Origin of the sequence: Streptomyces sp. R35, assembly GCF_041053035.1 — a bacterium.
Classification (GTDB): domain Bacteria; phylum Actinomycetota; class Actinomycetes; order Streptomycetales; family Streptomycetaceae; genus Streptomyces; species Streptomyces lutosisoli.
The window spans coordinates 3,047,216-3,074,031 of record NZ_CP163440.1; the positions used below are offsets into that span (position 1 = coordinate 3,047,216).

The following is a 26,816-nucleotide window of genomic DNA, read 5'->3' on the forward strand; positions in this document are numbered from 1 at the left end:
GCGCTATCACCCCACCTGGGGTTCACCGCGGACGACGGCTCACCACTCCAGGGCCCACGGCCGGCCCGACCCCGCGAAGTGCCCCACATTCACGCATTCCGTCGCCCCGATCCGCATCCGGGGGGCGAGCGGCTGGTGGATATGGCCGAAGAGCGAGTACCGCGGGCGGGTGCGGCGGATCGCGTCCAGCAGGGCCCGGCTGCCGCGCTCGAAACGGCGCGCCACGGTGTCGTACACCAGCTCCGGCACCTCCGGCGGGATGTGCGTGCACAGCACGTCGACCTCGCCGACCGCCTCGATCTTCGCCGCGTACTCCTCGTCGCTGATCTCGTACGGCGTCCGCATGGGCGTCTGGAGTCCCCCGCCGACGAACCCGAAGACCCGGCCGCCGATTTCCACCCGCTCGCCGTCGAGCACGGTCGTGCCGGGCCCGGCGTACTCCGGCCACAGGGTCGGCATGTCGACATTGCCGTAGGTCGCGTACGTCGGTGTCGGGAACGCGGCGAACATCTCGGCGTACTGCTTGCGCACCGCCTTCTCGATGGCGGCGCCCCGGTCGGTGCCGATGCCGGACCACAGCCGGGCGCCGAGCGCGCGGGCCTCCTCGAAACGGCGGGCGGTACGCAGTTCGACGATGCGGTCCGCGTTCTCCTCGCCGAACAGGTCCGGGAAGATGCCGCGCGAGTGGTCGGCGTAGTCGATGAAGAGGACCAGGTCACCGAGGCAGATCAGGGCGTCCGCGCCGTCGCCGGCTCTGGCCAGGTCCCGGACGTTGCCGTGCACGTCACTGACCACATGAATGCGCGTCCTCGGGTTTCCGGCCGGTGTGGGTGCCATGACGATCAAGCGTAAGCCTGTGGGGCAAACGTGAATAGAGGCGGTCGGACCTGCGGTTACTGGCTAGTCAGTAACCGTGTGGACTACTCTGCGCGAAGGAACGCCAACCTGTGTGACGCAGGGAACATCTCGCCGGGACCCCCTATCTAAATGGCCGTACCGGTGGGTAACGTCCGGGCAGTCCAGTCGTACTCAGGATTTCAACAAGTGATGTCCTGAGTACCTGCCCGAGCCTTGGACCGCACCGTCGCATCACACAGAGTCGTGGCGTCGGCGCCCTATGAGGAGCAGCAGTCTTGCGCGAGTTCAGCCTTCCGGCTTTGTACGAGGTCCCTGCGGACGGCAATCTGACCGACATCGTCCGCAGAAACGCCGCGCAGCATCCCGACGTAGCCGTCATCGCCCGCAAGGTGGGCGGCACGTGGACGGATGTCACGGCCACCACCTTCCTCGACGAGGTACGTGCCGCCGCCAAGGGCCTGATCGCCTCCGGCGTCCAGCCGGGCGACCGGGTCGGCCTGATGTCCCGTACCCGCTACGAGTGGACGCTGCTCGACTTCGCGATCTGGAGCGCCGGCGCGGTCACCGTGCCGGTGTACGAGACCAGCTCGCCGGAGCAGGTGCAGTGGATCCTCGGCGACTCGGGCGCGACCGCCTGCATCGTCGAGCTGGACACGCACGTGGCCACCGTGGAGTCGGTGCGCGACCGGCTGCCCGCTCTCCAGCACGTCTGGCAGATCGAGGGCGGCGGGGTGGACGAGCTCGGCCGCCTCGGCAAGGACGTCAGCGACGCCACCGTCGAGGAGCGCAGCTCACTCGCCAAGGCCGACGACCCGGCGACCATCGTCTACACGAGCGGCACGACGGGCCGGCCCAAGGGATGCGTCCTCACCCACCGCGCCTTCTTCGCGGAGTGCGGCAACATCGTGGAGCGGCTGCGCCCCCTGTTCCGTACGGGCGAGTGTTCGGTGCTCCTCTTCCTGCCCCTCGCGCACGTCTTCGGGCGGCTCGTGCAGGTCGCGCCGATGATGGCGCCGATCAAGCTCGGCTGCGTCCCGGACATCAAGAACCTCACCGATGAACTGGCCGCGTTCCGGCCGACGTTGATCCTCGGTGTGCCGCGCGTCTTCGAGAAGGTCTACAACTCGGCGCGCGCCAAGGCGCAGGCGGACGGCAAGGGCAAGATCTTCGACAAGGCGGCGGACACGGCGATCGCGTACAGCCGCGCCCTGGACACCCCCTCGGGCCCGTCCATCGGCCTGAAGATCAAGTACAAGACGTTCGACAAACTCGTCTACAGCAAGCTGCGCGCCGTACTGGGTGGTCGTGGCGAGTACGCCATCTCCGGCGGCGCCCCGCTCGGCGAGCGCCTCGGGCACTTCTTCCGCGGCATCGGCTTCACGGTCCTTGAGGGCTACGGCCTGACCGAGTCCTGCGCGGCCACCGCCTTCAACCCCTGGGACCGTACGAAGATCGGTACGGTCGGCCAGCCGCTGCCGGGTTCCGTGATCCGCATCGCCGACGACGGCGAGGTACTGCTGCACGGCGAGCACCTGTTCCAGGGGTACTGGAACAACGAGGCCGCGACCGCCGAGGCGCTGGCCGACGGCTGGTTCCACACCGGTGACATCGGCACCCTCGACGAGGACGGCTACCTCCGTATCACCGGCCGCAAGAAGGAGATCATCGTCACCGCGGGCGGCAAGAACGTCGCCCCGGCCGTGATCGAGGACCGCATCCGTGCGCACGCGCTGGTCGCGGAGTGCATGGTGGTCGGCGACGGGCGCCCGTTCGTCGGCGCGCTGGTCACCGTCGACGAGGAGTTCCTGGGCCGCTGGGCCGCGGAGCACGGGAAGCCTGCCGGCTCGACCGCGGTGTCGCTCCGCGAGGACCCGGATCTGGTCGCCGCGATCCAGGACGCGATCGACGACGGCAACGCGGCGGTGTCCAAGGCGGAGTCGGTGCGCAAGTTCCGCATCCTGCCCTCGCAGTTCACCGAGGAGTCGGGGCACCTCACGCCGTCGCTGAAGCTCAAGCGGAATGTGGTGGCGAAGGATTACGCCGACGAGATCGAGGCGATTTACCGGGGCTAGGGCTGGGCTGGGGCGCCTTCTCGCCGTAGGGGCGTGGGGCGTTCGGGCGACTGACCGTCCGTGGCTGGTTGCTCGCGCAGTTCCCCGCGCCCCCAAAGGGGCGCGGGGCAGTGACATCATGCGGCTCCGCCGCGTGGGCGCGACCAGCCCCCACTCACCCGCAGTCGCCAAAGGCCCCCAAGCGGCACCCCATCAGGCGCTACAACAGCTCCCGCAAGCGCTCGGCCAGCAGGTCCCAGCGCCACTTCTCCTCGACCCACGCCCGCCCCCGCTCCCCCATCCGCCGGCGCAGCTCCGAGTCGCCGAGGAGGGTGACAAGGCGGTCGGCGCTCTCCTCGGCAGAGGCACCGCGGACGACCCAGCCGGTCTCGCCGTCGAGTACGGCGTCAGGCGCCCCGCCGGAGTCGCCGGCGACCACGGGAAGGCCCGTAGCGGAGGCCTCCAGGTAGACGATGCCGAGCCCTTCGACATCCAGCCCGCCCCGGCGGGTCCGGCATGGCATGGCGAAGACGTCCCCCGCGCCGTAGTGGGCGGGCAGTTCCGACCAGGGCACCGCGCCGGTGAAGCGGACCGCGTCGGCGACCCCGGTGTCGTAGGCCAGTTTGCGCAGGTCCCGCTCGTACGGTCCGCCGCCGACGATCAGCAGGACCGCGTCCGGCTCCTTGGCCAGGATGTGCGGCATGGCGAGGATGAGGGTGTCCTGGCCCTTGCGCGGGACCAGACGGGAGACGCAGACCACCACCGGGCGGTCGGTCAGGCCGAGCCGGGCCCGGACCACGTCGCCGCCCGAGCCGGGGTGGAAGGTCTTCTCGTCGACGCCGGGCGGCAGTTGGACCATCCGCGCGGCGGCCTCGGGGGTCAGCGCGGAGGCGATCCGCGAGCGCGTGTACTCGCCGAGGTAGGTGAGGGTGTCCGTGGACTCGCCGATACGGCGGAGCAGCTGACGCGCGGCGGGCAGCTGTGCCCAGCCGGCCTCATGGCCGTGCGTGGTCGCCACGATCCGTCGCGCGCCCGCCCTGCGCAGCGCGGGCGCCATCAGGCCGAGCGGTGCCGCCGCCCCGAACCACACCGACGTACAGCCGTGTTCGCGCAGCAGTCCCACGGCACGGCGGGTGGCGCCCGGGGTCGGCAGCAGCATGGTCGTCCGGTCCCGTACGACGGTGAAGGGCTGCTCGGCGTCGAAGGCGGCGGTCGCCTCGGCGCCCTCACGGCCGCGCTTCCATGTGGAGGCGTAGACGACGAGCTGCTCGGGGTCCAGGCGCAGCGCCATGTTGTGCAGGAACGCCTGGATGCCGCCGGGGCGGGGCGGGAAGTCGTTCGTCACGATCAGGGTCTTGTGCATCGTGTTCGACAGTACCGAACCTATACTCACAGCTCCGCACGGCCGCGCTTGATGGCTCGCGCACAGGGCTACGCGACATCATGGCACCGCGAAATCGAAAGCGGCACAGCACATGAGTTCCGGACGGACATCCGGACGGACAAAGGCCAGGTGGGCATGACGGGCTCTAGGGGGGAGAGGTTCCCGTTCGGAGTGCTCGGACTGGTGGGAACCTGGGGCCTGACCAGGCTGATGCTGCTCCTCTTCGTGTTCAAGGTGTACGTCTTCCCGGGCCCGGACGTCACGAGCGATGTCTCGGTGATCTACCAGGGCTGGTACGAGGTCCTCAAGCACGGCACCTTCCCACTCGACGACGTCACCTGGCAGTACCCGCCGGCCGCCGCGCTCGCGATCCTCTCCCCCGCGCTGCTGCCCTTCCTCGACTACGCGCAGGCCTTCTTCGTGCTGGCGTTCCTCGCCGACTTCGTGGTGTTCGGGCTGCTCCAGTACGCGGGCCTGCGCTCCGGCAAGAGTCTGCGCGGCGCCTGGGTGTGGGTGGTCGGCGTACCGCTGCTCGGGCCGACCGTGTACGCCCGCTACGACGTGATGGTGACGGCGGTCGCGGTCGCGGCGCTGCTCGCCGGTGCGCGCCATCCGCGGGTGATGGGGATGCTCGTGGGCTTCGGCGCGCTGGTGAAGGTGTGGCCGGTGCTGCTGCTCGTCGGGGCCGTCCGGCGCCGGGCGTGGGCCGCGGCGGCGGTGTCCGCCGGTGGGATCGCGGTGCTGTTCGCCGTGGCGATGCCCGGCGCCTTCTCCTTCCTGACCTTCCAGCGCGACCGCGGCACCGAGGTCGAGTCGCTCGGCTCCCTCGTCTTCCATGTGGCCCGGCAGTACGGCTGGGACGGCCAGGTACTGCTCAACTACGGCTCCGTGGAGTTCCTCGGCCCGTACGTCGACGTCGTCAGCACGGCGGCCCTGGTGCTCACCGCGGTCGCCTTCGGCTGGCTGCTGCTGTGGCGGCTGTGCGCCAAGCGGTTCCTGACGCACACACTGGCCGACGCCGCGTTCGTGGCCGTGCTGATGTTCACGACCACCAGCCGGGTCATCAGCCCGCAGTACATGGTCTGGCTGGTCGGGCTCGCAGCCGTCTGCCTGTGCTTCCGCGGCAGCCGCATGGCGCTGCCGGTCGGTCTGGTGCTGGCCGCGTGCTTCGTGACCGTGCTGGAGTTCCCGGTCTGGTTCTCGCACGTGGTCTCCAGCGACCGGCTCGGCATCACCCTGCTGTTCGCCCGCAACGGCCTGCTGGTGATCGCCACGCTGCTCGCCGCCCTGGAACTGTGGCGGAGCACGGTGTCCGAGCCGGCCCCGACGGTCCCCTCTCAGGCCGCCCGCACCAAGGAGACCCTCGCGTCCTCCTGACGGCGCCGCCCGACCCACACGAACAGCACGGCGCACTGCACCGTCATGGACAGTGCCAGTGCGAGGCAGATCCCGGGCAGCCCGAGCCCCGACAGCGCATAGGCGAGCGGGAGCTGGACCGCCGTCCCGGTCAGCGTCACCCGGAGCAGCAGCGGCGCTCCCCCGCTGCCCTCGAAGACCCCGCCGAGCGCGATGAAGCAGGCCATCAGCAGCAGGTAGGGGCCGATACAGCGCAGGAAGAGGACCCCGTCGTGCGCGACCGCGGGTCCGGCGCCGAAGGCCCGCATGATCCAGGGGGCGAGCAGAGCGAGCAGGGAAGCGGCGAGCACGCCCACCGTTCCCGAGACGAGCACGGCCTGGCGTCCGATGGCACCCCGCTCGTCCCCGCCCGCGCCCCGCGTGTGCGCGGTGTGGATCGAGGCGGCCTGCCGGACCGAGTAGAACGCCATGGTCGCGATGTACATGACCTTGTAGGCGATCGAGTACGCGGCCACGGCCGTCACCCCGAGCCTGGCCACGATGGCGACCAGGACCAGCGCCCCGCCCTGCCGGACGGTGAAGTCGGCGGACATCGGCAGGCCGGTGGTCAGGGTCCTGCGCAGGGCGGCACCGGTGGCCTCCGCGGGCCGGACGGCCGCCGCCTGGCGCAGGAGCGCGTTCCTGCGCAGGGCGAGCAGCCCGACGGCCAGGGCCACGCAGCGGCACAGCACCGTGGAGGCGGCGGCGCCCTGGACGCCGTACGCCTGGATGAGCAGCGGGTCGAGGCCGAGGATCAGACCGTTGGCCAGCAGGGCGAGCCGCATCGGGGTGCGGGTGTCGCCGGTGCCCTTCAGGATGCCGTCGACGAGGTTCTGCGCGAAGAAGACGGCGATGCCGGGCAGGGAGATCGCGAAGTACCCGACGGCGAGTGACAGGGCGCGCCCGTCGCCGCCCAGCACCAGCCGGGCCAGCGGCTCCCGCAGCAGATATCCGCCCACGGCGACCACCGGCGTGACCACCGCGCACAGTGCCCATCCGCCGCGTACGGCCGCCCGGACCGCTCCCGGATCCCGTGCGCCTCTGGCGTGCGAGACCAGGACGGTCGTCCCGGAGGCGAAGACCAGGGCGACGCCGAGCAGCACGTTCTCGGTGTTGGTGGCGACGGCGACGGCGGCCACGGCGGCGCCGCCGAGCCGGGAGACCCAGACGGTGTTGATGATCCCGGCGGCGACGGAGGCGAGCAGCGAGAGGTAGACGGGGTGGGCGAGCGCTACGAGCTGCTTGCGATGGGCGTTCACAGGGGCTCCCTCGATGGGCAAGCGATCTCGATACGAGCCATCTCGCATCGAGCTACCTCGTTTAGAGGTAGCTCGATAAGAGGTACCATGCCCGTACGATGACTTCAAGAAGGGGCGGAGCCGGATGCTGGAGCTGTCGATCCTGGGCTTTCTCGCCGAAGAGCCGTTGCACGGCTACGAGTTGAAGGAGCGCATCAAAGCGCTCAACGGACATGTCCGCCCGGTGAGCGACGGCGCGCTCTACCCCGCGATCACACGGCTGGTCACGGCGGGCAAACTCGGTCAGCACACGGAGCCGGGCAGCAGCGCGGCCCCGCGCCGCATGCTGTCGCTCACCGGCCAGGGCCGCGAGGACCTCCTGGAGCGGCTGCGCCGTCCCAAGCAGGCCGAGATCACCGACCAGGTGCGCTTCAACACGGTCCTGGCCTTCCTGCGGCACCTGCCGGACCCCCGGGAGCAGGCGGCCGTTCTGCAGCGCCGTCTGGACTTCCTCACCACCCCCGCGAGCTTCTTCTACCGCGACGGAGAACCCGTACGCGCGGAGGAGACGGACGACCTGTTCCGCCAGGGCATCCTGCGGGTGGCACGAGCCACCGGGGAAGCGGAACGCGCATGGCTCACCGAGGCGATCTCCCTGCTGCGTCAGCCGAGTTGAGCCCTGAGGTAGGCCCGCCACTGCTCCGTGAACTTCTCCGGCGTCGTATGCAGTACATCCCGCAGCGCGCCCTCGACCGCCCCGGCCCGCTTCCCGTGGTCGCCCACCGCCCGGTAGAAGTCGTTCAGCCGGACCTCGCCCCAGTGGTCGGCGATCAGCCGGCAGGCCATCCAGCCGCCCTCGTACGCCTGCGCCAGCTTCGCCGCGTCCCCGGAGAACCCGAAGTCCTTGTCGACCGGCAGCGCGGCCGGGACACGCCCCTCCCGCACGGCCCGCTCCAGCTCCGGCGCGACCTGCATGGCCGTCCGCCCGCTGCCGCGGTAGCCGACCCAGTCCGCGTAGCCCTCGGAGAGCCACAGGGGCGTGGCGGCCGTGGTGTGGGCGCGGGTGGCCACGTGCGTCGTCTCGTGGGTGAGCACGACCTGTTTGCCGAAGCCGCCGAGGATGCCGTACGCGTCGGGGTTGACGATGATCCGGTCCGCGGGCGCCTTCGCCGAGCCCCCCGCCTCGCCGGTGGTCACCGCCGCGATCCCCCGGTACCCGGACGCCGGGGCGCCGAGCAGCCCCGCCATCCCCTCCAGTGACTTCGGTACGAGCACGACGACGTGCCGCGACCAGTCGGTTCCCCACGCCTGGGACACGGCGGGCACGGCATGGTCCGCGAGGTCCGCGTACGCGCGCAGCCGCTCGCCGGTCTGCCCGACCCCGAGGACGAGGCTGTGCGCGCCCCGTACGACCGTCACGGCCCCCTGCTCCCACAGCTGCTCGCCCGACTTCTTCGCGGGCTCGTCGGAGGCGACCCGCCAGGTGCCGTCGGTGCGGGTCAGGCTCAGTGTGCGGGCGGCGGTGACGGGCGCGGTGTCGTACCCCTTGATCCGGTAGCGCAGCTCGGCGTCGGCCGTGGCCCGGTCGCCGGAGCGGTGGAGGGCGGTCAGGTGATACGACCAGGCCGTCAGCGGGACAGCACCCAGGTTCGCGAACTCGGCGGTCCCGGCGGCCGATTGATCCGTTGCCCGGTACGCCGGCTCGTCCCGGTCGAGGACCGCCACCGCCCGCCGGTCGAGCACCCGCTGCACCGCGGCCGCCGCCGTGTCCGACGGCGCCCGCCCGCCACAGCCGACGAGCACGGCAAGCAGCAGCACCAGGGAGAGCCCCGCTCGCGACGCACGCCTTCGACCAGCCATGTTGCCGATCGTACGGCGGGTTCGCCCGGTGGTCAGACCCGTGTCACGGACGAGATCGGCATCATGCCCACCGGGTCGTAGCGCACCGGGGCGCCCGGGTAGGGCGCGTGGATCACCTGGCCGTTGCCCACATACATCCCGACGTGGCTGGCGTCCGAGCGGTAGGTGACCAGGTCACCCGGCCGCGCCTGGGAGAGCGGCACCTGCCGTCCGGCGTACCGCTGTTCCTGTGAGGTGCGCGGCAGACCGACTCCGGCCCGCGCGTACGACCACTGCATCAGGCCCGAACAGTCGAAGCCGCTCGGCCCGGTGGCACCCCACACATAAGGGCGGCCGAGCGCCGAGCGTGCCGCGGCAACGGCGGCGGCCGCACGCGCCGAGGACGGAACCGCGCCCCCGAGGTCGGGCATGTCGCCGCGCGCGGAACGCGACGCCCGGTCGTAGGCGGCGCGCTCTGCGTACGGCAGGGAGTTGAGCAGCTCCTGCGCCTTGGCCAGTTTTCGCTCGACGGTGCGCTTGTTCTGGGCGACGACCTTGCGACTGTGCTCCAGTTCGGCGAGTTTGCCGGTGGCCTCCTCGCGTTTCTGGGCGAGGTCGCGCATGGCGAGCTGGAGGTCCTTGAGTTCGCCGGCCTGGTGGGCGGTGATCCGGTCGAGGGCGGCGGCCTTGGCGAGGTAGTCGTCCGGGTTGTCGGAGAACAGCAGCGCGAGCGAGGGGTCGAGGCCGCCGGACCGGTACTGGGCCCCGGCGAGCGAACCGAGCGCGTCCCGCATGGTGTTGATGCGCTCCTGCTGGCGGGCGATCTCGTCCTGCGCCGTGGTGACGTCATCGCGCAGCGAGTCGGCGCGCTCGTCGGCCTTGTTGTACGCCTCGGTGGCCTTCTCCGCCTGCGCGTAGAGGCGGTCCACCTCGGCCCGGGTGTCGTCCTGCGGTGCTGCGGCTGCCGGCAGCGCGGCGAGCGCCGCGAGCGCGGCGGACATCACGCAGACCGCGATACCGGCGACGCCGGCGCCCCGGTCGAAGCCGGACGGTGCAAGGCGGCGATGGGACCCCACGAGTAGCCGCTCTCCCTTCCGCTGACGGTCCCCCGGAATCGGGGGAAACGCGCCAGACAGTAGCCGTGCGACTACACACCGGCCAAAGACGTCCGCGGGCACACAAAGTGACGCCCCGCCGGAGACGCAGGTCACCGACGGGGCGTGGGGTCAGCGGGAGTTACCGCAATTCGCCCGTTTGGGCGGCGTGGCAAGGGTCGCTTCAAGGGGGCATACGTCAGATCCGGAGGCCGGAACCGTCAGATGCGGACGCCGAACTCGAACGTCATGTTGCTGATCGCCTCGTAGCGCACGACCGTGCCGGTGCGCGGGGCGTGCAGCACCTGGCCGTTGCCCGCGTAGAGGCCGACGTGGTGGTAGTCGCCGTAGAAGATGACCAGGTCGCCGACCTTGAGGTCGCTCTGCGAGTAGATGCGCGTACCGGCGTTGGCCTGCGCCTGCGAGGTGCGCGGGATGGTGACACCGGCCTGGGCGTAGGCCCAGGACGTCAGGCCCGAGCAGTCGAAGGAGGAGGGGCCGGAGGCGCCGTAGACGTAGGGCGAGCCGAGCTTGGTCTGTGCGGCGGAGAACGCGGCGGCGGCGCGGCCGGAGGCGGACGAGCTGTTGCCGAGGTCGACTCGCTCGCTGGCCCGGGTGGAGCGCTCCTGCTCGGCGGCCGCGAGAGCCGCCTTCTCCTTGGCGGTCAGCGTGTTGAGGAGCTTCTGCGCCGAACCGAGCTTGTTCTGGACTTCCTTCTTCTTCTTGGCGAGCTCCGCCCGGGTGTCGGCGAGGTCCTTGAGCTTGTCGGCGGCTTCCTTGCGCTGCTGCGCGAGCGAACGCTGCTTCTCCTGGACCTTCTTCAGCGCCTCGACCTGCTGAGCGCTCAGCTGGTCCATCGTGGACGCCTGGTCGAGGTAGTTGTCCGGGTCGGAGGAGAGGAAGAGCGCCACGGAGGGGTCGATGCCGCCGGTGCGGTACTGGGCGCTGGCCATCGAACCCAGGCCGTCGCGCAGCTCGTTGAGCTCTTCCTGGCCGCGGGCGACGTTGTCCTGCAGGGTGCTGATCTGCTTCTGCAGCTTGTCCTGCTTCTCCTTGGCCCCATCGAGCTTCTCGGTGGCCTGCTCGGCCTCCTCGTAGAGCTTGTCGACCTTGGCCTTGACCTCGTTCTTGCTCAGCTTCTCGCTCGGCGCGGCGTTGGCCGCATTCGCGCTGAGGGCCACGGCAGCGGCGGCGGCGGTGGTGAGCACGGTCACACGGGTGCGGCTCGGCTGCTTGGGTCGACGGTGGGACGCCACGAAGGCGAGCTCCTTCTTCCTTCAGCCGCCTGCCGAATGCGCCAGCGGGCGGTGCCCCTTCGCCGTCACTCCCAATGAGTGATCACCCGAGCGGAGGTTCGAGGCCTGACCCTAGTGACCTTCTTGTGATCAGTTCAAATCCTCATAGGAAAAATCTCGGTCACCGAGCGCATTCTTTGCCGACAACTCACATGCAGTAATGCGCGTTTGACACTACGTTGCGTGAAGGTCGGCTCAATTCGGGCATTGCGCCTGGACGTTACGCATGGGACTTACGTTGCCTATGAGGCTTACGGCCCAGATGGGAAGCCGCTGTTCAGCCGCGCGAAAAGCGCTTGAGAAGCACCACCGAAGCGACCGGTCGCGCACCCGCCTTGGCGATGCCGTCGGCCACCTCACGGTCGGTGGAGACGACGATCACCGGCCGCCCGGGCGGCTCGGCGCGCACCAGCTGGCGGATCAACTCGTCCGCGGTGACGCCGGGCTTGGAGAACAGCACCCGCACCCCGCGCGGCGGCGCGAGCAGCACGGGCGCGGCCAGCTCGGCCCCGTCGAAGACACAGGTCACCTCGGCGCCGGTCTGCGCGGCGAGCTGCGAGAGCTGCCCGAGGAGCCGCAGCCGCTGCTTTTCGAGCGGCATCTGCGGATAGCCGGTCTTGGTGACGTTGTAGCCGTCGACGACCAGATGCGCCTGTGGCAGCGCGAGCAGTTGGTCGAGGATCGCGGGATCGTTTTCGGACAACGCCCGGGCGGCGATGTCTTTTGGCGTCATCCGTCCCGGTTCGACCGCATCCACGGTCTCCGCGGGGCGCACGGACACGGGCGGCAACGCCAGCTCCCGCCGCAGCCCTTGGGTCGCCTCCAGCACGGTGTCGAGCAGCAGCCGTACACGCATGTCCTCGACACTGCGCCCCTCGCGCGCCGCCTTGCGGGTGGCCTCCAGGGCCGCCTCGGCCTCCGCGAGCCGCGCCTTGAGCCGCCGGGTCTCGCTCTCGGCGGCGGACACCTGGGCCTGCCCCTCCGCCCGGCCGGTGTCCATCTCGCCCTGGAGCTTACGCAGGGCCGCCTCGCCGCGCTTGACGTCGCTGAGGGCCCCGCGCAGCTTGCGGTGAAGCGATTCCGCTTCCTTCTTCGCGGCCTCCAACTCCGTGCGCATGCGCTCGGTTTCGGCCTTGATCTGTCCGCGCGCCTCGGCGAGCTCCTCGCGCAGCCGCTCCAGCTCGGCCCGGCTCTCCTCGTCGGCACGCTCGGCGTCCGCCCGCAGGGCCTCCTCGCCCGCGGCGGCGACCAGCTTCACCCAGCCCGTGGGGCGCAGCACATAGGCCGCGGCCGCCACGTCCAGCGGATCCGCGGCCGGGGGCGGCGCGCCCGAGTCGAGGGCACCGGTGAGTTCCGGTTGCGCCTCTCTCAGCTTCTCGGCGATGCGCTGTCTGAAGAGAGGCTCCGTCTCCAGGGCCGCCGCCATCGCGTTACCGGCGAACTTGGCCCGCCGACTGGGGGTGAATCGGGCATACTGCCGCAATTGGGCGGGTAGTTCACCGATCGTCAGCCCACCGAACCCGTCGGAGACGATCTGTACGACCCGCCGGCGCACGCCGTCGGGCAGCGGACGGTCGAGCACCTCAGCGGTGCCGTCGTCCGGCTCCCCGCCTGTGGTCTCCACCATCCGTCACCCCAATATCCGTGCGGGGCCCGCTCCCTCAGGAGCCGGCGCCCGGCCTGTCCACGAGTTCCACCTGATCCACGGCATTGCACCAGCGGCACCGCACCGACTCGATGGTCTCACTGACCACCTCGCGCTCTTCGACCTTCGGCTCACCGGCCAGGTCGAGGTGCACATACTCGACGACCTTCGACGAGCGGGTCACGTCGAACCGCGTGAGGTTGCCGCAGAGCGTGCAGCGCCAGCGAGTCTTGGCATCCGGCAGGGGAACCGTCATGTGGCAGTCGCTTTCCTTCTAGTGTCCGTCCAGCGCCAGTCTCCCGGTGCGTGTGGCTCGTAACCCTAAGGCCTGGCGGGTACCCGACGCTCGGCCGTCCACGGCGGCGAGGCGGTCTGTGCTCATCGGTCCCGTTACGCCATGCTCTGCACCATGATCAGCAACGCGATGACGGCGGTCGGCAGGGCGATGCGGAGCCAGTCCGCACCGGTGACATACGGGCTGATCGCCCTGTGCTGCCTGATCTTCGTGATCGGCCCGGCGTCGGGCCTCAATCCGGCGTACGGCACCGGGGACGAGCTGCTGGTCGCCCAGCAGGCCTACTTCCGGCGCTGGGGCGTGGTGCCCACCGAGCTCTTCGGCGGAGCCCCGCGCGAAGCCCTGACCCCCGCCACAGCCCTGTTCATCCATGGCAGCTGGCTCCACCTCCTCGGCAACATGCTCTTCTTCTACGTCTTCGGGGCGATGACCGAGGAACGCATGGGCCACATCCAGTTCGCCTTCTTCTACGTCGGCTGCGGCTACCTCGCCCTGCTGGGCTACGCCGCCGCCAACGCCGCCTCGCAGCAGTCCCTGGTCGGCGCCTCCGGGGCGATCTCCGCGGTCCTCGGCGCGTTCCTGTACCTGTTCCCCAAGGCCCGGGTGACCAGTCTCTTCCCGTTCCTCTTCTTCCTGCCGCTGCGCTTCCCCGCCTGGGTGGTGCTGCCCTTCTGGGTCACCCTGCAATGGCTGGCGGCGGGCCGCGGCACCTCCGGCCCCGGGGTCGCCTATCTGGCCCACCTGGTGGGCTTCTCGCTGGGGTTCGTCTACGCATGGGTGCGTTTCGGCCGGGCGACTAGAGTGAAGGCCCCAGCGACCGCCCCCGAGGGAGAGAACCAGCCGTGATCACCGCGATCGTCCTCATCAAGACCAGCGTGGACCGGATCCCCGAGATCGCCGAGTCGATCGCCGCGCTGGACGCTGTCAGCGAGGTCTTCTCCGTCACCGGCACGTACGACTTGATCGCCATGGTCCGGGTGAAGGCCCACGACGACCTCGCGGACGTCATCCCCGGCCGGATCAGCAAGATCCCGGGTGTCGAGGCCACGGACACCCACGTCGCCTTCCGCACGTACTCCCAGCACGACCTCGAGGCGGCGTTCGCGATCGGCCTCGACAACTAGTTCTCGCCCCCGCCGCCCCTACCCGTCCCATCCCTGGGGGCTGCGCCCCCAGACCCCCGCTGAAAAGATTGCGCAGTTCCCCGCGCCCCTTTTAGGGGCGCGGGGAACTGCGCAATCTTTTAGACCAGCCGACACCCAACCGATGGCTCAGACCGCGGGGACGCAGCGGCCGTCCTCCGTGCGGTACTGCCACTTCGCACCGTCGCGGACGAGTTCCCGCACGGCGGTGACGAAGCGCTCGACGTGCTCGTCGGGGGTACCCGCACCGAAGCTGACACGGATGGCGTTCAGGGACTTCTCGCCGGGCGCGGCCTCGGGGGCACCGCACTCCCCCTGGGTCTGCGGGTCGCTGCCGAGGAGGGTGCGCACCAGCGGATGGGCGCAGAACAGACCGTCGCGCACCCCGATGCCGTACTCCGCGGAGAGCGCCGCGGCGAAGTGCGAGCTGTTCCACCCCTCGACGACGAAGGAGATCACGCCGACCCGCGGGGCCTCGTCACCGAAGAGGGAGAGGACGCGCACCTCGGGGACCTCGGCGAGACCCGCGCGGACCGTGTCGATCAGGTGCTGCTCACGGGCGACGAGGGTGTCGAAGCCGGCCTCGGTGAGGGCCTTGCAGGCGGACGCGATCGAGTAGACGCCGATCACGTTCGGCGAGCCGGCCTCGTGCCGGGCGGCGCTCTCGTGCCACTCCACGTCCACGCCACCGTCCGTACGGCGCGACACCTTACGGCTGGCGCCACCGCCCGCGAGGTACGGCTCGGCCTCGCGCAGCCAGTCGGAGCGGCCGGCGAGCACACCGGAGCCGAAGGGCGCGTACAGCTTGTGGCCGGAGAAGGCGACCCAGTCGACGTCCAGGTCACGGACGGACACCGGGTGGTGCGGGGCCAGCTGCGCGGCGTCGAGGACGATACGGGCGCCGTGCGCGTGTGCGGCGGCGGCCAGCTCGCGCACCGGCCACAGCTCACCGGTGACGTTCGAGGCGCCGGTGACGCAGACGAGGGCCGGGCCGTAGGGGTCGCGGTCGGCGAGGGCGCGCTCCAGCGTCTCGACGGCCTGGCGCGGGCTGCGCGGGGCGTTGAGGTAGGTGACCCGAGCGTCCTTCCACGGCAGCAGGGACGCATGGTGCTCGGTCTCGAAGACGAAGACCTGGCAGTCGGCCGGAAGAGTGGCGGCGAGCAGGTTGAGCGAGTCGGTGGTGGAGCGGGTGAAGACGACCTGGTCGCCCTCACGGCAGTCCAGGAACTCGGCGACGGTCTTGCGGGAGTTCTCGAACAGGTCGGTGGACAGCTGCGAGAGGTAGCCGGCGCCACGGTGCACGCTGCCGTAGTAGGGGGCGTACGCCGCCACGTCGTCCCACACCCGCTGCAGGGCCGGGGCGCTGGCGGCGTAGTCGAGCGCGGCGTAGGTGACCTCGCCACCGGTGACGAGCGGGACGGTCACATCTCGCCCCAGAACGGGCAGAGGGGCACAAACGGTCTGGTCGGCGGCAGCGATGGAGACAGACATGGCGAGCTCCTGTGAGAGGCAGGCGGGATCGCTGCGCGAGCGGGTACACCGGGGTACGGGCGGCTCAGCGCAGGAAAGGCGAAAAAGGTGAAAAGGGGTACGCGGAAGTGGGGCGCTACGCCCTATCGCATTCGCTTGCTCACAGAAGGCTCCCTCGAACGACCAGGACCCCTGGGCTGTATCCACTCAAGTGAGTGGCGAGGGGTCCGCGCTTGCCGTAGACCTCGCTGCCTACGACCTGGTCTTCACCCGGGGCACCCCGCCACGGACGGAGGGTTGCCGGACAGTCGGCCGGGGCCTCATGACTGTCACTCATGACCTGATACAGCATCTTGCCAGAAGATCTTCGACGCGCAAGGCGCAGTCCAGGATCCGGACTGCGCCCCGCATCACATCGCATACGGCGGAAGAGCCGGCGTACGGCGGGGCGGCTCAGGCGCTGCTGGCCGCCACCCACCGCTCAAGAGTCCTCTTCGCGGCCCCGGAGTCGATCGACTGCGCCGCCTTCTCCATCCCGGCGCGCAGCTGGTCCACCAGGGGCACGTCGGTAGGCGACAGGGCCACCAGAGCCGCCGCCGAGTTCAGCAGGACCGCGTCCCGCACCGCGCCCGTCTCGCCGTCCAGGAGCCGTCGGGCGACCCCCGCGTTGTACTCGGGGTCGGCGCCCCGCAGTGCCTCCACCGGGACGATCTCAAGGCCTACGTCCCGCGGGTCGAAGGCTTCCTCGGTCACCTTGCCGTCGCGGACGACCCACACCCGGGAGGTGGCCGTGGTCGTCAGCTCGTCGAGGCCGTCGTCACCCCGGAACACCAGCGCGGACGAGCCGCGTTCGGCCAGTACGCCGGCGATGAGCCCCGCCATCCGGGTGTCGAAGCAGCCGACCGCCGAGGCGGTGACCCGGGCGGGGTTGGTCAGCGGGCCGAGGAGGTTGAACGAGGTCGGAATCCCCAGATCACGCCGGACCGCGCCGACGAACCGCATCGAGGGATGGAACTTGGCCGCGAAGCAGAAGGTGATCCCGGCCTCCTCCACCACCTGTGCCACCCGCTCGGGCGACAGGTCCAGGTTGATGCCGAGCCGCTCCAGTACGTCGGACGAGCCGCTCGCCGAGGACGACGCCCGGTTGCCGTGCTTGACGACCTTCGCCCCGGCACCCGCGATCACGATGGCGGACATCGTCGAGATGTTGACCGTCTTGGCCCGGTCTCCGCCGGTACCGACGATGTCGACGGCCGGCCCGGGGATGTGCAGCGGCTTCGCGTGGGCGTACATGGTCTCCACGAGGCCGGTGATCTCCTCGACCGTCTCGCCCTTGGCCCGCAGCGCCACCAGGAAGCCCGCGATCTGGGCGTCCGCGGCCTCACCGCTCATGATGCGGTCCATGGCCCACGCCGTGTCACCGGCGCTCAGGTCCTGCCCGGCGAGCAGCGCGCTCAGTACGTCGGGCCAGGAACGGCCCGCCGCGGTGTCGCCTCCAGCGGGGTTCACAGCGCTCATAAGCCGCTCCTGGGTCGGTCCCCGGAAAGGGACTCTGTGTGGGTCCTTGTGGGACTCCTTGTGGATGAGAACACCCTATCCAGGCCCGGGGACGGCAAAGAGCCCCCGTCCATGCACTGGACGAGGGCTCTTGCCGTGGCGATCAATGACGATCGGTCAGAGGATCAGTGGTGGCCGTGGCCGCTCGTGATCTCCTTGTACTCCTCGACGGTGGGCTTGGGGATCTGGTTGTCGTCCCCGTAGAAGCCCTCGCTGAGCTTGGCGCGCAGCCGCTGCGTGCCCGGCACCTTGCGCTCGACACCGTTCTCGTCGACCGTCGGGCCGATCTCGGCCGGCTTGTACTGCTCGTGCGCCGTGAGGGCGTGCAGCGCCGACTGCGGAAGCGGCTCGTGGACCTCGATGAACTCACCGTGCGGCAGGCGCTTGATGATGCCCGACTCACGACCGTGCAGCACCTTGTCCCGGTCGCGGCGCTGGAGGCCGAGGCAGATCCGCTTGGTGATGAGGAACGCGAGGACCGGTCCGACGAAGAAGAAGATCCGGACGAACCAGGTGACCGTGTTGATCGAGAGGTGGAAGTGCGTGGCCCAGAGGTCGTTGCCACCACCGATCAGCAGCCCCATGTACAGGGTGATCCACGCGACGCCGACACCCGTACGCGTCGGTGCGTTGCGCGGGCGGTCCAGGATGTGGTGCTCGCGCTGGTCGCCGGTGACCCAGGCCTCGATGAACGGGTAGACCGCGATCGCGACCAGCACCAGCGGGAAGATCACCAGCGGGATGAACACGCCCAGGACGAGCGTGTGGCCCCAGAGGTTGATCTCCCAACCCGGCATGAAGCGGATCAGGCCCTCGGAGAAGCCCATGTACCAGTCGGGCTGGGCACCGGTGGAGACCTGGTCCGGCCGGTAGGGGCCCATGGCCCAGATCGGGTTGATCTGAGCGATGGCCGCGATGGCCGCGATGGCACCGAAGACCAGGAAGAAGAAGCCGCCGGCCTTGGCCATGTAGACCGGAAGGAGAGGCATGCCGACGACGTTCTTGTTGCTGCGTCCGGGGCCCGCGAACTGCGTGTGCTTGTGGTAGAAGACCAGGATCAGGTGGCCGACCACCAGGCCGAGCATGATGCCCGGCAGCAGCAGGATGTGGACCGAGTAGAAGCGGGCCACGAAGTCGCCGCCCGGGAACTCGCCGCCGAAGAGGAAGAACGAGAGGTACGTGCCGACGATCGGCACGGACAGGACCGCGCCCTCCATGAAGCGGACACCGGTGCCGGAGAGCAGGTCGTCCGGGAGCGAGTAACCGGTGAAGCCGGTGAACATGCCCAGGACGAACAGCAGGAAGCCGAACAGCCAGTTGACCTCACGGGGCTTGCGGAACGCACCCGTGAAGAACACGCGCATCATGTGCACGAACATGCCGGCGAGGAAGATCAGCGCCGCCCAGTGGTGGATCTGCCGGATCAGCAGACCACCGCGCACATCGAAGGAGATGTGCATGGTCGAGTTGAACGCCTCCGACATCAGCTGTCCCTGGAGCGGGACATAGCTGCCGTTGTACGTCACCTCGTTCATCGACGGGTGGAAGAACAGCGTCAGATACACACCCGTGAGGATGATGATGATGAAGCTGTAGAGGCAGACCTCACCCAACATGAACGACCAGTGGTCGGGGAAGATCTTGCGCATGTTGGACTTGGCCAGGGAGTAGATCCCCAGGCGGCCGTCGGCCCAGTCGGCTACCCGCTCACCGGCGGGTGCCTTCTCGCGCGAGCGCGAGTCGGAAGTGGTCGCAGTGCTCATCCGCGCTCCCAGAATGCAGGACCGACGGGCTCTTCGAAGTCGCCGAGCGCCTCGAGGTAGCCCTCGTCGTTCACACCGATGCGCAGCTGCGGCAGGGGGTGACCGGCCGGGCCGAAGATGACTCGGGCACCGTCGGAGAGGTCGAAGGTGGACTGGTGGCACGGGCAGAGGACGTGGTGCGTCTGCTGCTCGTACAGGGAGATCGGGCAACCGACGTGGGTGCAGATCTTCGAGTAGGCCACGATCCCCTGGTAGGACCACTCGAGTTCTTGCTTGTCCTTGATGTTGTCCGGCTGCAGCCGGACGATCATCGTGGCCGCCTTGGCGATCTGCGTCTGGAAGTCCTCGTCGTCCTCCTCCAGGCCCTCGGGCTTGACGAAGGTGAGCGACCCGACGGCGATGTCCGAGGGACGCAGCGGCTCGTTCGTGTTCATGTTGACGAGCAGCTTGCCCTTGGACCAGATCGTGTGGCGCAGCTTCGTGCCGGGCAGCGGACCGAGGTCGCGCAGCAGCATGACGCCGGAGAGCGGGAACAGGGCCAGCGCGCCGAACATCGTGTTGCGGACCAGCTTGCGGCGGCCGAGCGCGGACTCCTTGGCGCCCTGCTTGAAGTCGGCCAGGACCTTGGCCTTGACCTCGGGCTCCGCCGAGATCGCGTGACGCTCGTCGGCAATCTCCACGTCGGACATCAGGGTGCGGGCCCAGTGGACCGCGCCCGCGCCGATCGAGAACAGCGCCACACCGAGCGTCAGACCCAGCGCGAAGTTCAGCGCGCTGATGTGCCCGATCGGGAAGACAAAGATCGACTTGTCGTTCGGGATCGCCACGTACGAGGCGATGAAGGCGACGGTGGCCAGCATCGACAGCGTGAACAGGAAGGCGACCACGCGCTCGGACCGCTTGGCGGCCCGCTCGTCGATGTCCTGGATGCGGTGCTCGTGGGGCGGCAGACCGGGGTCCGCGAACGGGTTCGTCTCGTCCGCGACGGCTACCGCGCCCTGACCGTGCGCATCTTCGTCGGTGGCCCGCTCAGCAGGCACGTTCTCTTCTGGAATGTCTTGGCTACTCATGACTTCTTGGCCTTTGCGGTCCGAGCGGCGACCCAGACGGCGACGGCGATCAGGGCGCCGAGCCCGAAGATCCAGGCGAACAGACCCTCGGTGACCGGCCCGAGGCCGCCCAGTTCGAGACCGCCGGGGTTCTCGGTGTCGTCACCGTTGACCGCGTCGAGGTACGCGATGATGTCCTTCTTGTTCTTCTCCGACAGCGTGGTGTCGGGGAAGGACGGCATGTTCTGCGGGCCGGTCTGCATGGCCTCGTAGATGTGCTTCGGGTCGACACCCTCCAGGTCCGGCGCGAACTTGCCGTGCGTCAGCGCGCCGCCCTTGCCGGTGAAGTTGTGGCACTGGGCGCAGTTGGTGCGGAAGAGCTCGCCACCCTTGGCGATGTCCCCGTCCGCGGGGTCGACCTGGCTCTTCGTCGGGACCGAGGGACCGGCACCGAGCGAGGCGATGTACCCCGCGAGCAGGTCGATCTCGTCCTGCGAGTAGATGACCTTCTTCTTCGGGATCTGCGCGCCCGGCTGCTGGGCCGGCATACGGCCGGTGCCGACCTGGAAGTCGACCGCCGCGGCGCCGACCCCTACGAGGCTCGGACCGTCGGAGGTGCCCTGACCGCCGGTGCCATGGCAGCTGGCGCAGCCTACGGCGTAGAGCTTCTTGCCCTCGTCGATGGCGAGGGACTGGGCGGTGTCATCGGCCTGCGCCTTGCTCGCGGGTGCGAACGCGGCGTACAGCCCCCCGGTGGCCGCCAGCGCGAGGAGTAGGACGACGACCGCCGCCAGCGGATGGCGTCGTCGTGCGGAGAGCTTTTTCACGGATTACCCCGGTGTCAGGATCTTCAGCGTCGATGCTTCTGGATGTTTCGGGCGGTGGGCCCGATTACTTGATCATGTAGATCGTGGCGAAGAGGCCGATCCAGACGACATCGACGAAGTGCCAGTAGTAGGACACGACGATGGCCGCGGTCGCCTGCTCGTGAGTGAACCTCTTGGCCGCGTAGGTGCGGCCGAGGACCAGCAGGAAGGCGATGAGGCCGCCCGTCACGTGCAGGCCGTGGAAGCCGGTGGTCAGGTAGAACACCGAGCCGTACGGGTCCGAGGAGAGCGAGAGCCCGTCCTTCTTGACCAGCTCGGTGTACTCGAAGACCTGACCGCCGATGAAGATCGCGCCCATGATGAAGGTGACGGAGAACCACATCCTGAGCTTCTTCACGTCCCCGCGCTCGGCGGCGAACACGCCGAGCTGGCAGGTCAGGGAGGAGAGCACCAGGATCGTGGTGTTCGTCGCGGAGAACGGGAAGTTCAGGCTGGACGCCATTTCCTTCCAGTGTTCCGGCCCGGTCACCGATCGCAGGGTGAAGTACATCGCGAAGAGGGCCGCGAAGAACATCAGCTCGGAACTCAGCCAGATGATGGTTCCGACGCTGGTGAGGTTCGGCCGATTGACCGACGGGTGCGCGTGCCCGGTTTCTACTGTCGTTGCTGTCGCCACGACCGACATTATGTCGGTCGCTTATCCCGCCCTCACCCCGGGGGGTGCCGTTCGGAGTGTTGATGGGGTGTGTCCAGCCCGTATGGCCCATCGAAGCGGTGTCCGAACCGGTGTTGACGAGGTGTCCGGAGGAGTAGCATCCGCGCCATCGGTACCACGAGTTCCCGACCAAAGACGCGGAGGAACAATGCAGCCGACCGCCACGGTGCTGGTCTACAGCGACGACTCCAACACCCGAGAGCAGGTACGGCTGGCGACGGGGCGCAGGCCTGCCGCTGATGTCCCCCAGGTCGAGTTCGTCGAGTGCGCGACGCCTGCCGCCGTCATCACGGAGCTGGACAAGGGCGGGATCGACGTCTGCGTGCTGGACGGCGAGGCCGTGCCGTTGGGGGGCATGGGGGTGTGCCGGCAGATCAAGGACGAGATCTTCAACTGCCCGCCCGTGCTGGTGCTCATCGGGCGGCCCCAGGACGCCTGGCTGGCCACGTGGAGCCGTGCGGACGCGGCGGTGACCCTGCCGGTGGATCCGGTGGAGTTTGCCGCCTCTCTGGCCTCTCTGCTGCGTACGAAGGCTCTCTTGGGCGCCTGAGAGCTCGGGGCGCCATGCTCTACGGCGTCCGCGGGCCGGTTGTGGTTGCTCGCGCCCACGCGGCGGAGCCGCACACGTCACAGCCCCGCGCCCCTGACGGGGCGCGGGAGCGGGCGTCCGGCTCACACTGACTCGGGGCGCAGTCTGGCCCTGTCCTGCGGGGGCGGGCCGTCGGGGATGCCGCCTACCAGGGCGCTGCCGTTGCGCCACTTCGTCCAGTCGAGGTTCCAGTCGCCGAAGCCGTTGCCGAAGGGGTCCATGGTCTTGCCGTTGGAGTTCTGGACCTTCACGATGTCGCCGGCGCGCACGTTGTTGAAGAACCACTCGGCGTTGCTGGTGCTCATCCCTGTGCAGCCGTGGCTGACGTTGGCGTACCCCTGGTTGCCCACGGACCAGGGGGCCGCGTGCACGTACTCGCCGCTCCAGGTGACGCGGGTGGCGTAGTAGACGGGCAGGTCGTACGAGTCGGAGCTGCCCTCGGCGATGCCGATGGTGGTGCCGCGCATGCGTACGAGGTACTCCTTGCTCAGTACGACCTTGACGCCGTTGCGGGTCTCGAAGCCGGGCTTGCCGGTGGTGACCGGGATCCGCTTGATCTGTTGGCCGTTGCGGTAGACGGTCATGGCGTGCGCGGCGGCGTCCGTGACGGCGATGAGCTGGTCGCCCGTGGTGAGCTTCAGGGATTTGGCGTTGCCGCCCCAGAGGCGCTCGCCGATCTTGATGCCCGCGAGGTTGCTGTGTGCCTCGATGGTGGCGTCCGTCGGCCAGTACTCCTTGGGACGGTAGTGCAGTGTCTTGTCGTCCACCCAGTGCCAGGCGCCCTCCACGGAGGGTGTGGAGTCGACCTTGAGGGCGCGTTCGACGATCGCGCGGGAGGCCTGGTCCTTGACGGGGACACTGAGTTCGGCCGTGACGGGCTGGCCGACGCCGTACGTGCCCGCCTCCGGCCCGAACTTGACGTTCACCACCTGCCGGGTCTTGGGGGTGCCGGTGTCGAACTCGAGGACCTTGCGGCCGGGGGCGCCGTCCCCGTCCTCGGTGCTCACCCGCACCGTGTAGTGGACGCCCGCGGCCAGCGGCGAGGTGCTGTGCCAGCGGCTGCCGTCCGCGGCGAGTTCACCCGAGACATAGCGCCCCGAGGCATCTATCGCCGTGACGTCGGTGATACGCCCGTCGTCGCCCGTGGCGAGGATTTCCAGCGGCTTGTCGGGGTCCACCTTGACGGCCTTGCCGCCGTCGCTGGTGGGGCTGTTGAAGGAGATCTGCCCCGCCGCGTCGTACGGCTTCGCCGAGAGCGGCTGGTCGCCCGATCCACAGGCGGTGACACCGGCGCCGAGTGCGACCACCAGCGTGGTGCAGCTGACGACCGTGCAGATTCGCGGTGAGAGGTTCATGACCTCACGCTATGAACGCCCGTCAACTACGGCGCGGCGAGTGAGCCGTGTGAGGGACATGAGGCGTGGCAAAAGAGGGAGCCCGGACCCTCCTGGCGGAGTGTCCGGGCTCCCTCGTGTTTCAACGCGTGTTACTGAGTGCGGTTCTCACCGCGGTAGTACTCGAAGACCCAGCCCCACAGGCCGATCATGATGATCGGGAGCGAGAAGAAGAGCAGCCACCAGCCGAAGACCACGCCCAGGAAGGCGAGCGCGCCACCGACACCGAGCGCGAGCGGCTGCCAGCTGTGCGGGCTGAAGAAGCCCACCTCGCCGGCCTCGTCCGCGACGTCGGCCTCCTTGTTGTCCTGCGCCAGCGCGTCGACCCGCCGGGCCGTGAAGGCCAGGTAGTAGCCGATCATCATGCTCAGGCCGAAGCCCATGAAGAGGGCCGTGGTGCCGGCCGGCTCCTTGGACCACACGCCGTAGACGATCCCCATGATGAGGATGAAGAGAGCCAGCCAGATGAACATCTTGCCTTGGATCTTCACTTGCCGGCCTCCTTGCCACCAGTCAGGGCCGACGAACCGTGACCGGCGCTCTCAAGCTGTTCGAGAGCGGCGATCTCCGGGTGGTGCAGGTCGAACGCCGGGGATTCGGAACGGATCCGCGGCAGGGTGAGGAAGTTGTGCCGCGGCGGCGGGCACGAGGTGGCCCACTCCAGCGAACGGCCGTAACCCCACGGGTCGTCGACCTCGACCTTCTTGCCGTACTTGGCCGTCTTCCACACGTTGTAGAGGAACGGCAGGATCGACAGGCCGAGCAGGAACGAGGAGATCGTCGAGATCGTGTTCAGGGCGGTGAACCCGTCGGCCGCGAGGTAGTCCGCGTAACGACGCGGCATACCCTCCGCACCCAGCCAGTGCTGGACGAGGAACGTGCCGTGGAAGCCCACGAACAGCGTCCAGAAGGTGATCTTGCCGAGACGCTCGTCGAGCATCTTGCCCGTCATCTTCGGCCACCAGAAGTGGAAGCCGGAGAACATCGCGAACACCACGGTGCCGAAGACCACGTAGTGGAAGTGCGCCACCACGAAGTACGAGTCGGAGACGTGGAAGTCCATCGGCGGCGAGGCCAGGATGACACCCGTCAGACCACCGAAGGTGAAGGTGATCAGGAAGCCGGTGGCCCAGAGCATCGGGGTCTCGAAACTCAGGGACCCCTTCCACATCGTTCCGATCCAGTTGAAGAACTTCACGCCTGTTGGCACGGCGATCAGGAACGTCATGAAGGAGAAGAACGGCAGCAGCACTCCGCCGGTGACGTACATGTGGTGGGCCCACACGGTCACGGACAGGCCGGCGATGGAGATGGTGGCCGCGATGAGGCCCATGTAGCCGAACATCGGCTTGCGTGAGAACACTGGGATCACTTCGGAAATGATCCCGAAGAACGGCAAGGCGATGATGTACACCTCTGGATGGCCGAAGAACCAGAAGAGGTGTTGCCAGAGTAGGGCTCCGCCATTTGCCGCGTCGAAGACGTGGGCACCGAACTTGCGGTCCGCCTCCAGGGCGAACAGCGCGGCCGCGAGGACCGGGAAGGCGAGCAGGACCAGCACACCGGTCAGCAGCACGTTCCACACGAAGATCGGCATACGGAACATCGTCATGCCGGGAGCGCGCATGCAGATGATCGTGGTGATGAAGTTGACCGAGCCCAGGATCGTGCCGAAGCCGGAGAAGGCCAGACCCATGATCCACATGTCGGCGCCGATGCCCGGCGAGCGGACCGCGTCCGACAGCGGGCTGTAGGCGAACCAGCCGAAGTCGGCCGCGCCCTGCGGGGTGAGGAAGCCACCGACCGCGATGAGCGAGCCGAACAGGTAGAGCCAGTAGGCGAACATGTTCAGCCGCGGGAACGCCACGTCGGGCGCGCCGATCTGCAGCGGCATGATCCAGTTCGCGAAACCGGCGAACAGCGGCGTCGCGAACATCAGCAGCATGATCGTGCCGTGCATCGTGAACGCCTGGTTGAACTGCTCGTTCGACATGATCTGCAGACCGGGCCGGGCGAGCTCGGCGCGCATGAGCAGCGCCATGACGCCGCCGATGCAGAAGAACGCGAACGACGTGACCAGATACAGCGTGCCGATCGTCTTGTGGTCAGTGGTGGTGAGCCACTTGATCACGACGGCGCCGGGCTGCTTGCGCCGAACCGGCAGCTCGTTCTCGTACGAGTCTTCGGTTTCGGCGGCACCCTGAGGTTCGTTGAGGATGCTCACAGGTTGTTCGTCTCCCGGTTCTTCTCGTGGCCCGTCTGCTCAATGCCGGCCGGGACGTAACCGGTCTGTCCCTTCGCCGCGAGCTGCTTGAGGTGGGCCTCATACCGCTCGGGGGAGACGACCTTCACGTTGAAGAGCATCCGGGAGTGGTCGACGCCGCAGAGTTCGGCGCACTTGCCCATGAAGGTGCCCTCCCTGTTGGGGGTCACCTGGAAGGAGTTGGTGTGGCCCGGGATGACGTCCTGCTTCATGAGGAACGGCACCACCCAGAAGGAGTGGATGACGTCACGCGAAGTGAGGACGAAGCGGACCGTCTTGCCCTTGGGGAGCCAGAGGGTCGGACCGGGGTTGCCCGTCTGCGGGTTCTTCGTGCCGGGCGTACCGACGTCGTAGACACCGCCGGCGTTCGCCGGGAAGTCCTTCTTGAACCGGTCCGGAATGGCGGCCAGGTTCGGGTTGGTCTTCGCGTTACCGGTGGAACCGGGGACGTCCGCGATGTAGTTGAAGCCCCAGCTCCACTGGAAGCCGACCACGTTGACCGTGACGTCGGGCTTCGGGGAGAGGCTGAGGAGCTTCGTCTCGTCGCGGGCGGTGAAGTAGAACAGCACCGAGACGATGATCAGCGGGACCACCGTGTAGAGCGCCTCGATGGGCATGTTGTACCGGGTCTGCGGAGGAACTTCGACCTTGGTGCGGCTGCGCCGATGGAAGATGGTCGCCCACAGGATCAGGCCCCAGACCAGCACGCCCGTGGCGAGCGCGGCCGCCCACGAGCCCTGCCAGAGGGAGAGGATCCGCGGAGCCTCTTCTGTGACCGGAGTGGGCATACCAAGGCGGGGGAAGTCTTCCCAGTTGTACGAGCAACCGGTGGCTGTCGCCAGGACCAGGCCCGCAGTCATTGCCTGCAGCAGCTTCCGCCGCATCGGGCGCCGCGGCGAGCGGTCGGAGCCGTTGGGACTCACGTAGCGCCTTCCCGAGAGTCTCGCCCGCGC

24 protein-coding genes and 1 riboswitch are annotated in these 26,816 nt (G+C 68.9%); of the genes, 6 read left to right on the plus strand and 18 right to left on the minus strand.

Annotated features, from left to right (window positions below):
* Window positions 1-39: 39 nt before the first annotated feature.
* Complete coding sequence (locus AB5J50_RS14130) at window positions 40-837, minus strand: metallophosphoesterase (protein ID WP_369258025.1); 798 nt, start codon at window positions 835-837, stop codon at window positions 40-42.
* A 296-nt stretch (window positions 838-1,133) separates the two neighbouring features.
* On the opposite strand from AB5J50_RS14130, the gene AB5J50_RS14135 reads away from it, so the two are divergent.
* Window positions 1,134-2,930, plus strand: a complete 1,797-nt coding sequence (locus AB5J50_RS14135; RefSeq protein ID WP_369258027.1) for a long-chain fatty acid--CoA ligase — start codon at window positions 1,134-1,136, stop codon at window positions 2,928-2,930.
* Window positions 2,931-3,129: 199 nt separating this feature from the next.
* Here the strand turns inward: AB5J50_RS14135 and AB5J50_RS14140 are convergent, their stop codons facing one another.
* Complete coding sequence (locus AB5J50_RS14140; protein ID WP_369258029.1) at window positions 3,130-4,272, minus strand: glycosyltransferase family 4 protein; 1,143 nt, start codon at window positions 4,270-4,272, stop codon at window positions 3,130-3,132.
* 156 nt (window positions 4,273-4,428) lie between these two features.
* Here AB5J50_RS14140 and AB5J50_RS14145 point away from each other — a divergent pair, with 156 nt between their 5' ends.
* On the plus strand, window positions 4,429-5,670 hold the full coding sequence (locus AB5J50_RS14145; protein ID WP_369258031.1) for a glycosyltransferase 87 family protein: 1,242 nt from the start codon (window positions 4,429-4,431) through the stop codon (window positions 5,668-5,670).
* On the opposite strand, the gene AB5J50_RS14150 is transcribed toward AB5J50_RS14145, so the two are convergent.
* Complete coding sequence (locus AB5J50_RS14150; RefSeq protein ID WP_369258033.1) at window positions 5,631-6,947, minus strand: MATE family efflux transporter; 1,317 nt, start codon at window positions 6,945-6,947, stop codon at window positions 5,631-5,633. The two genes, AB5J50_RS14145 and AB5J50_RS14150, sit on opposite strands and share 40 nt — an antisense overlap.
* 124 nt (window positions 6,948-7,071) lie before the next feature.
* Between AB5J50_RS14150 and AB5J50_RS14155 the strand changes: the two genes are divergently transcribed.
* A complete protein-coding gene (locus tag AB5J50_RS14155; RefSeq protein ID WP_369258035.1) occupies window positions 7,072-7,602 on the plus strand; it encodes a PadR family transcriptional regulator in 531 nt (176 codons plus the stop codon).
* Here AB5J50_RS14155 and AB5J50_RS14160 read toward each other — a convergent pair.
* From AB5J50_RS14160 to AB5J50_RS14180, 5 genes are all read right to left on the minus strand, one after another.
* A complete protein-coding gene (locus AB5J50_RS14160; RefSeq protein WP_369258037.1) occupies window positions 7,590-8,786 on the minus strand; it encodes a hypothetical protein in 1,197 nt (398 codons plus the stop codon). The two genes, AB5J50_RS14155 and AB5J50_RS14160, sit on opposite strands and share 13 nt — an antisense overlap.
* Window positions 8,787-8,818: 32 nt before the next feature.
* Window positions 8,819-9,841, minus strand: a complete 1,023-nt coding sequence (locus tag AB5J50_RS14165) for an NlpC/P60 family protein (protein WP_369258039.1) — start codon at window positions 9,839-9,841, stop codon at window positions 8,819-8,821.
* 239 nt (window positions 9,842-10,080) lie between these two features.
* On the minus strand, window positions 10,081-11,115 hold the full coding sequence (locus AB5J50_RS14170; RefSeq protein ID WP_369258041.1) for an NlpC/P60 family protein: 1,035 nt from the start codon (window positions 11,113-11,115) through the stop codon (window positions 10,081-10,083).
* Window positions 11,116-11,431: 316 nt separating this feature from the next.
* Window positions 11,432-12,781 carry an NYN domain-containing protein gene (locus tag AB5J50_RS14175; RefSeq protein WP_369258043.1) on the minus strand — a complete coding sequence of 450 codons (1,350 nt, stop codon included), beginning with the start codon at window positions 12,779-12,781 and terminating at the stop codon, window positions 11,432-11,434.
* A gap of 34 nt (window positions 12,782-12,815) precedes the next feature.
* Window positions 12,816-13,055, minus strand: a complete 240-nt coding sequence (locus AB5J50_RS14180; RefSeq protein WP_037624014.1) for a hypothetical protein — start codon at window positions 13,053-13,055, stop codon at window positions 12,816-12,818.
* Window positions 13,056-13,208: 153 nt separating this feature from the next.
* On the opposite strand from AB5J50_RS14180, the gene AB5J50_RS14185 reads away from it, so the two are divergent.
* Window positions 13,209-13,940, plus strand: coding sequence for a rhomboid family intramembrane serine protease (locus AB5J50_RS14185; RefSeq protein ID WP_369258045.1), 732 nt, complete (start codon window positions 13,209-13,211; stop codon window positions 13,938-13,940).
* Window positions 13,937-14,218 carry an Lrp/AsnC ligand binding domain-containing protein gene (locus tag AB5J50_RS14190; protein WP_327428101.1) on the plus strand — a complete coding sequence of 94 codons (282 nt, stop codon included), beginning with the start codon at window positions 13,937-13,939 and terminating at the stop codon, window positions 14,216-14,218. The genes AB5J50_RS14185 and AB5J50_RS14190 overlap by 4 nt, the downstream gene beginning before the upstream one ends.
* Before the next feature lie 147 nt (window positions 14,219-14,365).
* Here AB5J50_RS14190 and AB5J50_RS14195 read toward each other — a convergent pair whose 3' ends face one another.
* From AB5J50_RS14195 to AB5J50_RS14220, 6 genes are all read right to left on the minus strand, one after another.
* Entirely contained in the window at window positions 14,366-15,727 is a 1,362-nt protein-coding gene (locus AB5J50_RS14195; RefSeq protein WP_369258047.1) for an aminotransferase class V-fold PLP-dependent enzyme, read from the minus strand.
* A 203-nt stretch (window positions 15,728-15,930) separates the two neighbouring features.
* A riboswitch (SAM riboswitch) is annotated at window positions 15,931-16,047 on the minus strand.
* Between the two features lie 112 nt (window positions 16,048-16,159).
* On the minus strand, window positions 16,160-17,224 hold the full coding sequence (gene trpD, locus AB5J50_RS14200; protein ID WP_327428103.1) for an anthranilate phosphoribosyltransferase: 1,065 nt from the start codon (window positions 17,222-17,224) through the stop codon (window positions 16,160-16,162).
* Window positions 17,225-17,388: 164 nt separating this feature from the next.
* Complete coding sequence (locus tag AB5J50_RS14205) at window positions 17,389-19,026, minus strand: cytochrome bc complex cytochrome b subunit (protein WP_369258049.1); 1,638 nt, start codon at window positions 19,024-19,026, stop codon at window positions 17,389-17,391.
* On the minus strand, window positions 19,023-20,096 hold the full coding sequence (locus AB5J50_RS14210; protein ID WP_369258051.1) for a Rieske 2Fe-2S domain-containing protein: 1,074 nt from the start codon (window positions 20,094-20,096) through the stop codon (window positions 19,023-19,025). The genes AB5J50_RS14205 and AB5J50_RS14210 overlap by 4 nt, the downstream gene beginning before the upstream one ends.
* Window positions 20,093-20,902 carry a c-type cytochrome gene (locus AB5J50_RS14215; protein ID WP_369258053.1) on the minus strand — a complete coding sequence of 270 codons (810 nt, stop codon included), beginning with the start codon at window positions 20,900-20,902 and terminating at the stop codon, window positions 20,093-20,095. The genes AB5J50_RS14210 and AB5J50_RS14215 overlap by 4 nt, the downstream gene beginning before the upstream one ends.
* 64 nt (window positions 20,903-20,966) lie before the next feature.
* A complete protein-coding gene (locus tag AB5J50_RS14220) occupies window positions 20,967-21,587 on the minus strand; it encodes a heme-copper oxidase subunit III (RefSeq protein WP_327428107.1) in 621 nt (206 codons plus the stop codon).
* 178 nt (window positions 21,588-21,765) lie between these two features.
* On the opposite strand from AB5J50_RS14220, the gene AB5J50_RS14225 reads away from it, so the two are divergent.
* On the plus strand, window positions 21,766-22,167 hold the full coding sequence (locus tag AB5J50_RS14225) for a hypothetical protein (RefSeq protein WP_369258056.1): 402 nt from the start codon (window positions 21,766-21,768) through the stop codon (window positions 22,165-22,167).
* A gap of 122 nt (window positions 22,168-22,289) precedes the next feature.
* Here the strand turns inward: AB5J50_RS14225 and AB5J50_RS14230 are convergent, their stop codons facing one another.
* From AB5J50_RS14230 to coxB, 4 genes are all read right to left on the minus strand, one after another.
* Window positions 22,290-23,561, minus strand: a complete 1,272-nt coding sequence (locus tag AB5J50_RS14230; protein WP_369258058.1) for an Ig-like domain-containing protein — start codon at window positions 23,559-23,561, stop codon at window positions 22,290-22,292.
* 131 nt (window positions 23,562-23,692) lie between these two features.
* Entirely contained in the window at window positions 23,693-24,091 is a 399-nt protein-coding gene (locus AB5J50_RS14235) for a cytochrome c oxidase subunit 4 (protein ID WP_369258060.1), read from the minus strand.
* Window positions 24,088-25,824 (minus strand): cytochrome c oxidase subunit I, encoded by a 1,737-nt coding sequence (gene ctaD / locus AB5J50_RS14240; protein WP_327428111.1) that lies wholly within the window; start codon window positions 25,822-25,824, stop codon window positions 24,088-24,090. The genes AB5J50_RS14235 and ctaD overlap by 4 nt, the downstream gene beginning before the upstream one ends.
* The gene (coxB, locus tag AB5J50_RS14245; protein ID WP_369258062.1) at window positions 25,821-26,786 is read right to left on the minus strand and encodes a cytochrome c oxidase subunit II; all 966 of its coding nucleotides are present in this window, start codon (window positions 26,784-26,786) and stop codon (window positions 25,821-25,823) included. Before coxB ends, ctaD begins: the two co-directional genes overlap by 4 nt.
* Window positions 26,787-26,816 lie beyond the last annotated feature (30 nt).

What these genes read in the sequence shown, in the direction of transcription:
- AB5J50_RS14130 (WP_369258025.1), bottom strand. Translation starts at nt 837, where the DNA reads ATGGCACCCACACCGGCCGGAAACCCGAGGACGCGCATTCATGTGGTC.
- AB5J50_RS14140 (WP_369258029.1), bottom strand. Translation starts at nt 4,272, where the DNA reads ATGCACAAGACCCTGATCGTGACGAACGACTTCCCGCCCCGCCCCGGC.
- AB5J50_RS14145 (WP_369258031.1), top strand. Translation starts at nt 4,429, where the DNA reads ATGACGGGCTCTAGGGGGGAGAGGTTCCCGTTCGGAGTGCTCGGACTG.
- AB5J50_RS14155 (WP_369258035.1), top strand. Translation starts at nt 7,072, where the DNA reads ATGCTGGAGCTGTCGATCCTGGGCTTTCTCGCCGAAGAGCCGTTGCAC.
- AB5J50_RS14160 (WP_369258037.1), bottom strand. Translation starts at nt 8,786, where the DNA reads ATGGCTGGTCGAAGGCGTGCGTCGCGAGCGGGGCTCTCCCTGGTGCTG.
- AB5J50_RS14175 (WP_369258043.1), bottom strand. Translation starts at nt 12,781, where the DNA reads ATGGTGGAGACCACAGGCGGGGAGCCGGACGACGGCACCGCTGAGGTG.
- AB5J50_RS14180 (WP_037624014.1), bottom strand. Translation starts at nt 13,055, where the DNA reads ATGACGGTTCCCCTGCCGGATGCCAAGACTCGCTGGCGCTGCACGCTC.
- AB5J50_RS14185 (WP_369258045.1), top strand. Translation starts at nt 13,209, where the DNA reads ATGATCAGCAACGCGATGACGGCGGTCGGCAGGGCGATGCGGAGCCAG.
- AB5J50_RS14195 (WP_369258047.1), bottom strand. Translation starts at nt 15,727, where the DNA reads ATGTCTGTCTCCATCGCTGCCGCCGACCAGACCGTTTGTGCCCCTCTG.
- trpD (WP_327428103.1), bottom strand. Translation starts at nt 17,224, where the DNA reads ATGAGCGCTGTGAACCCCGCTGGAGGCGACACCGCGGCGGGCCGTTCC.
- AB5J50_RS14205 (WP_369258049.1), bottom strand. Translation starts at nt 19,026, where the DNA reads ATGAGCACTGCGACCACTTCCGACTCGCGCTCGCGCGAGAAGGCACCC.
- AB5J50_RS14210 (WP_369258051.1), bottom strand. Translation starts at nt 20,096, where the DNA reads ATGAGTAGCCAAGACATTCCAGAAGAGAACGTGCCTGCTGAGCGGGCC.
- AB5J50_RS14220 (WP_327428107.1), bottom strand. Translation starts at nt 21,587, where the DNA reads ATGTCGGTCGTGGCGACAGCAACGACAGTAGAAACCGGGCACGCGCAC.
- AB5J50_RS14225 (WP_369258056.1), top strand. Translation starts at nt 21,766, where the DNA reads ATGCAGCCGACCGCCACGGTGCTGGTCTACAGCGACGACTCCAACACC.
- AB5J50_RS14230 (WP_369258058.1), bottom strand. Translation starts at nt 23,561, where the DNA reads ATGAACCTCTCACCGCGAATCTGCACGGTCGTCAGCTGCACCACGCTG.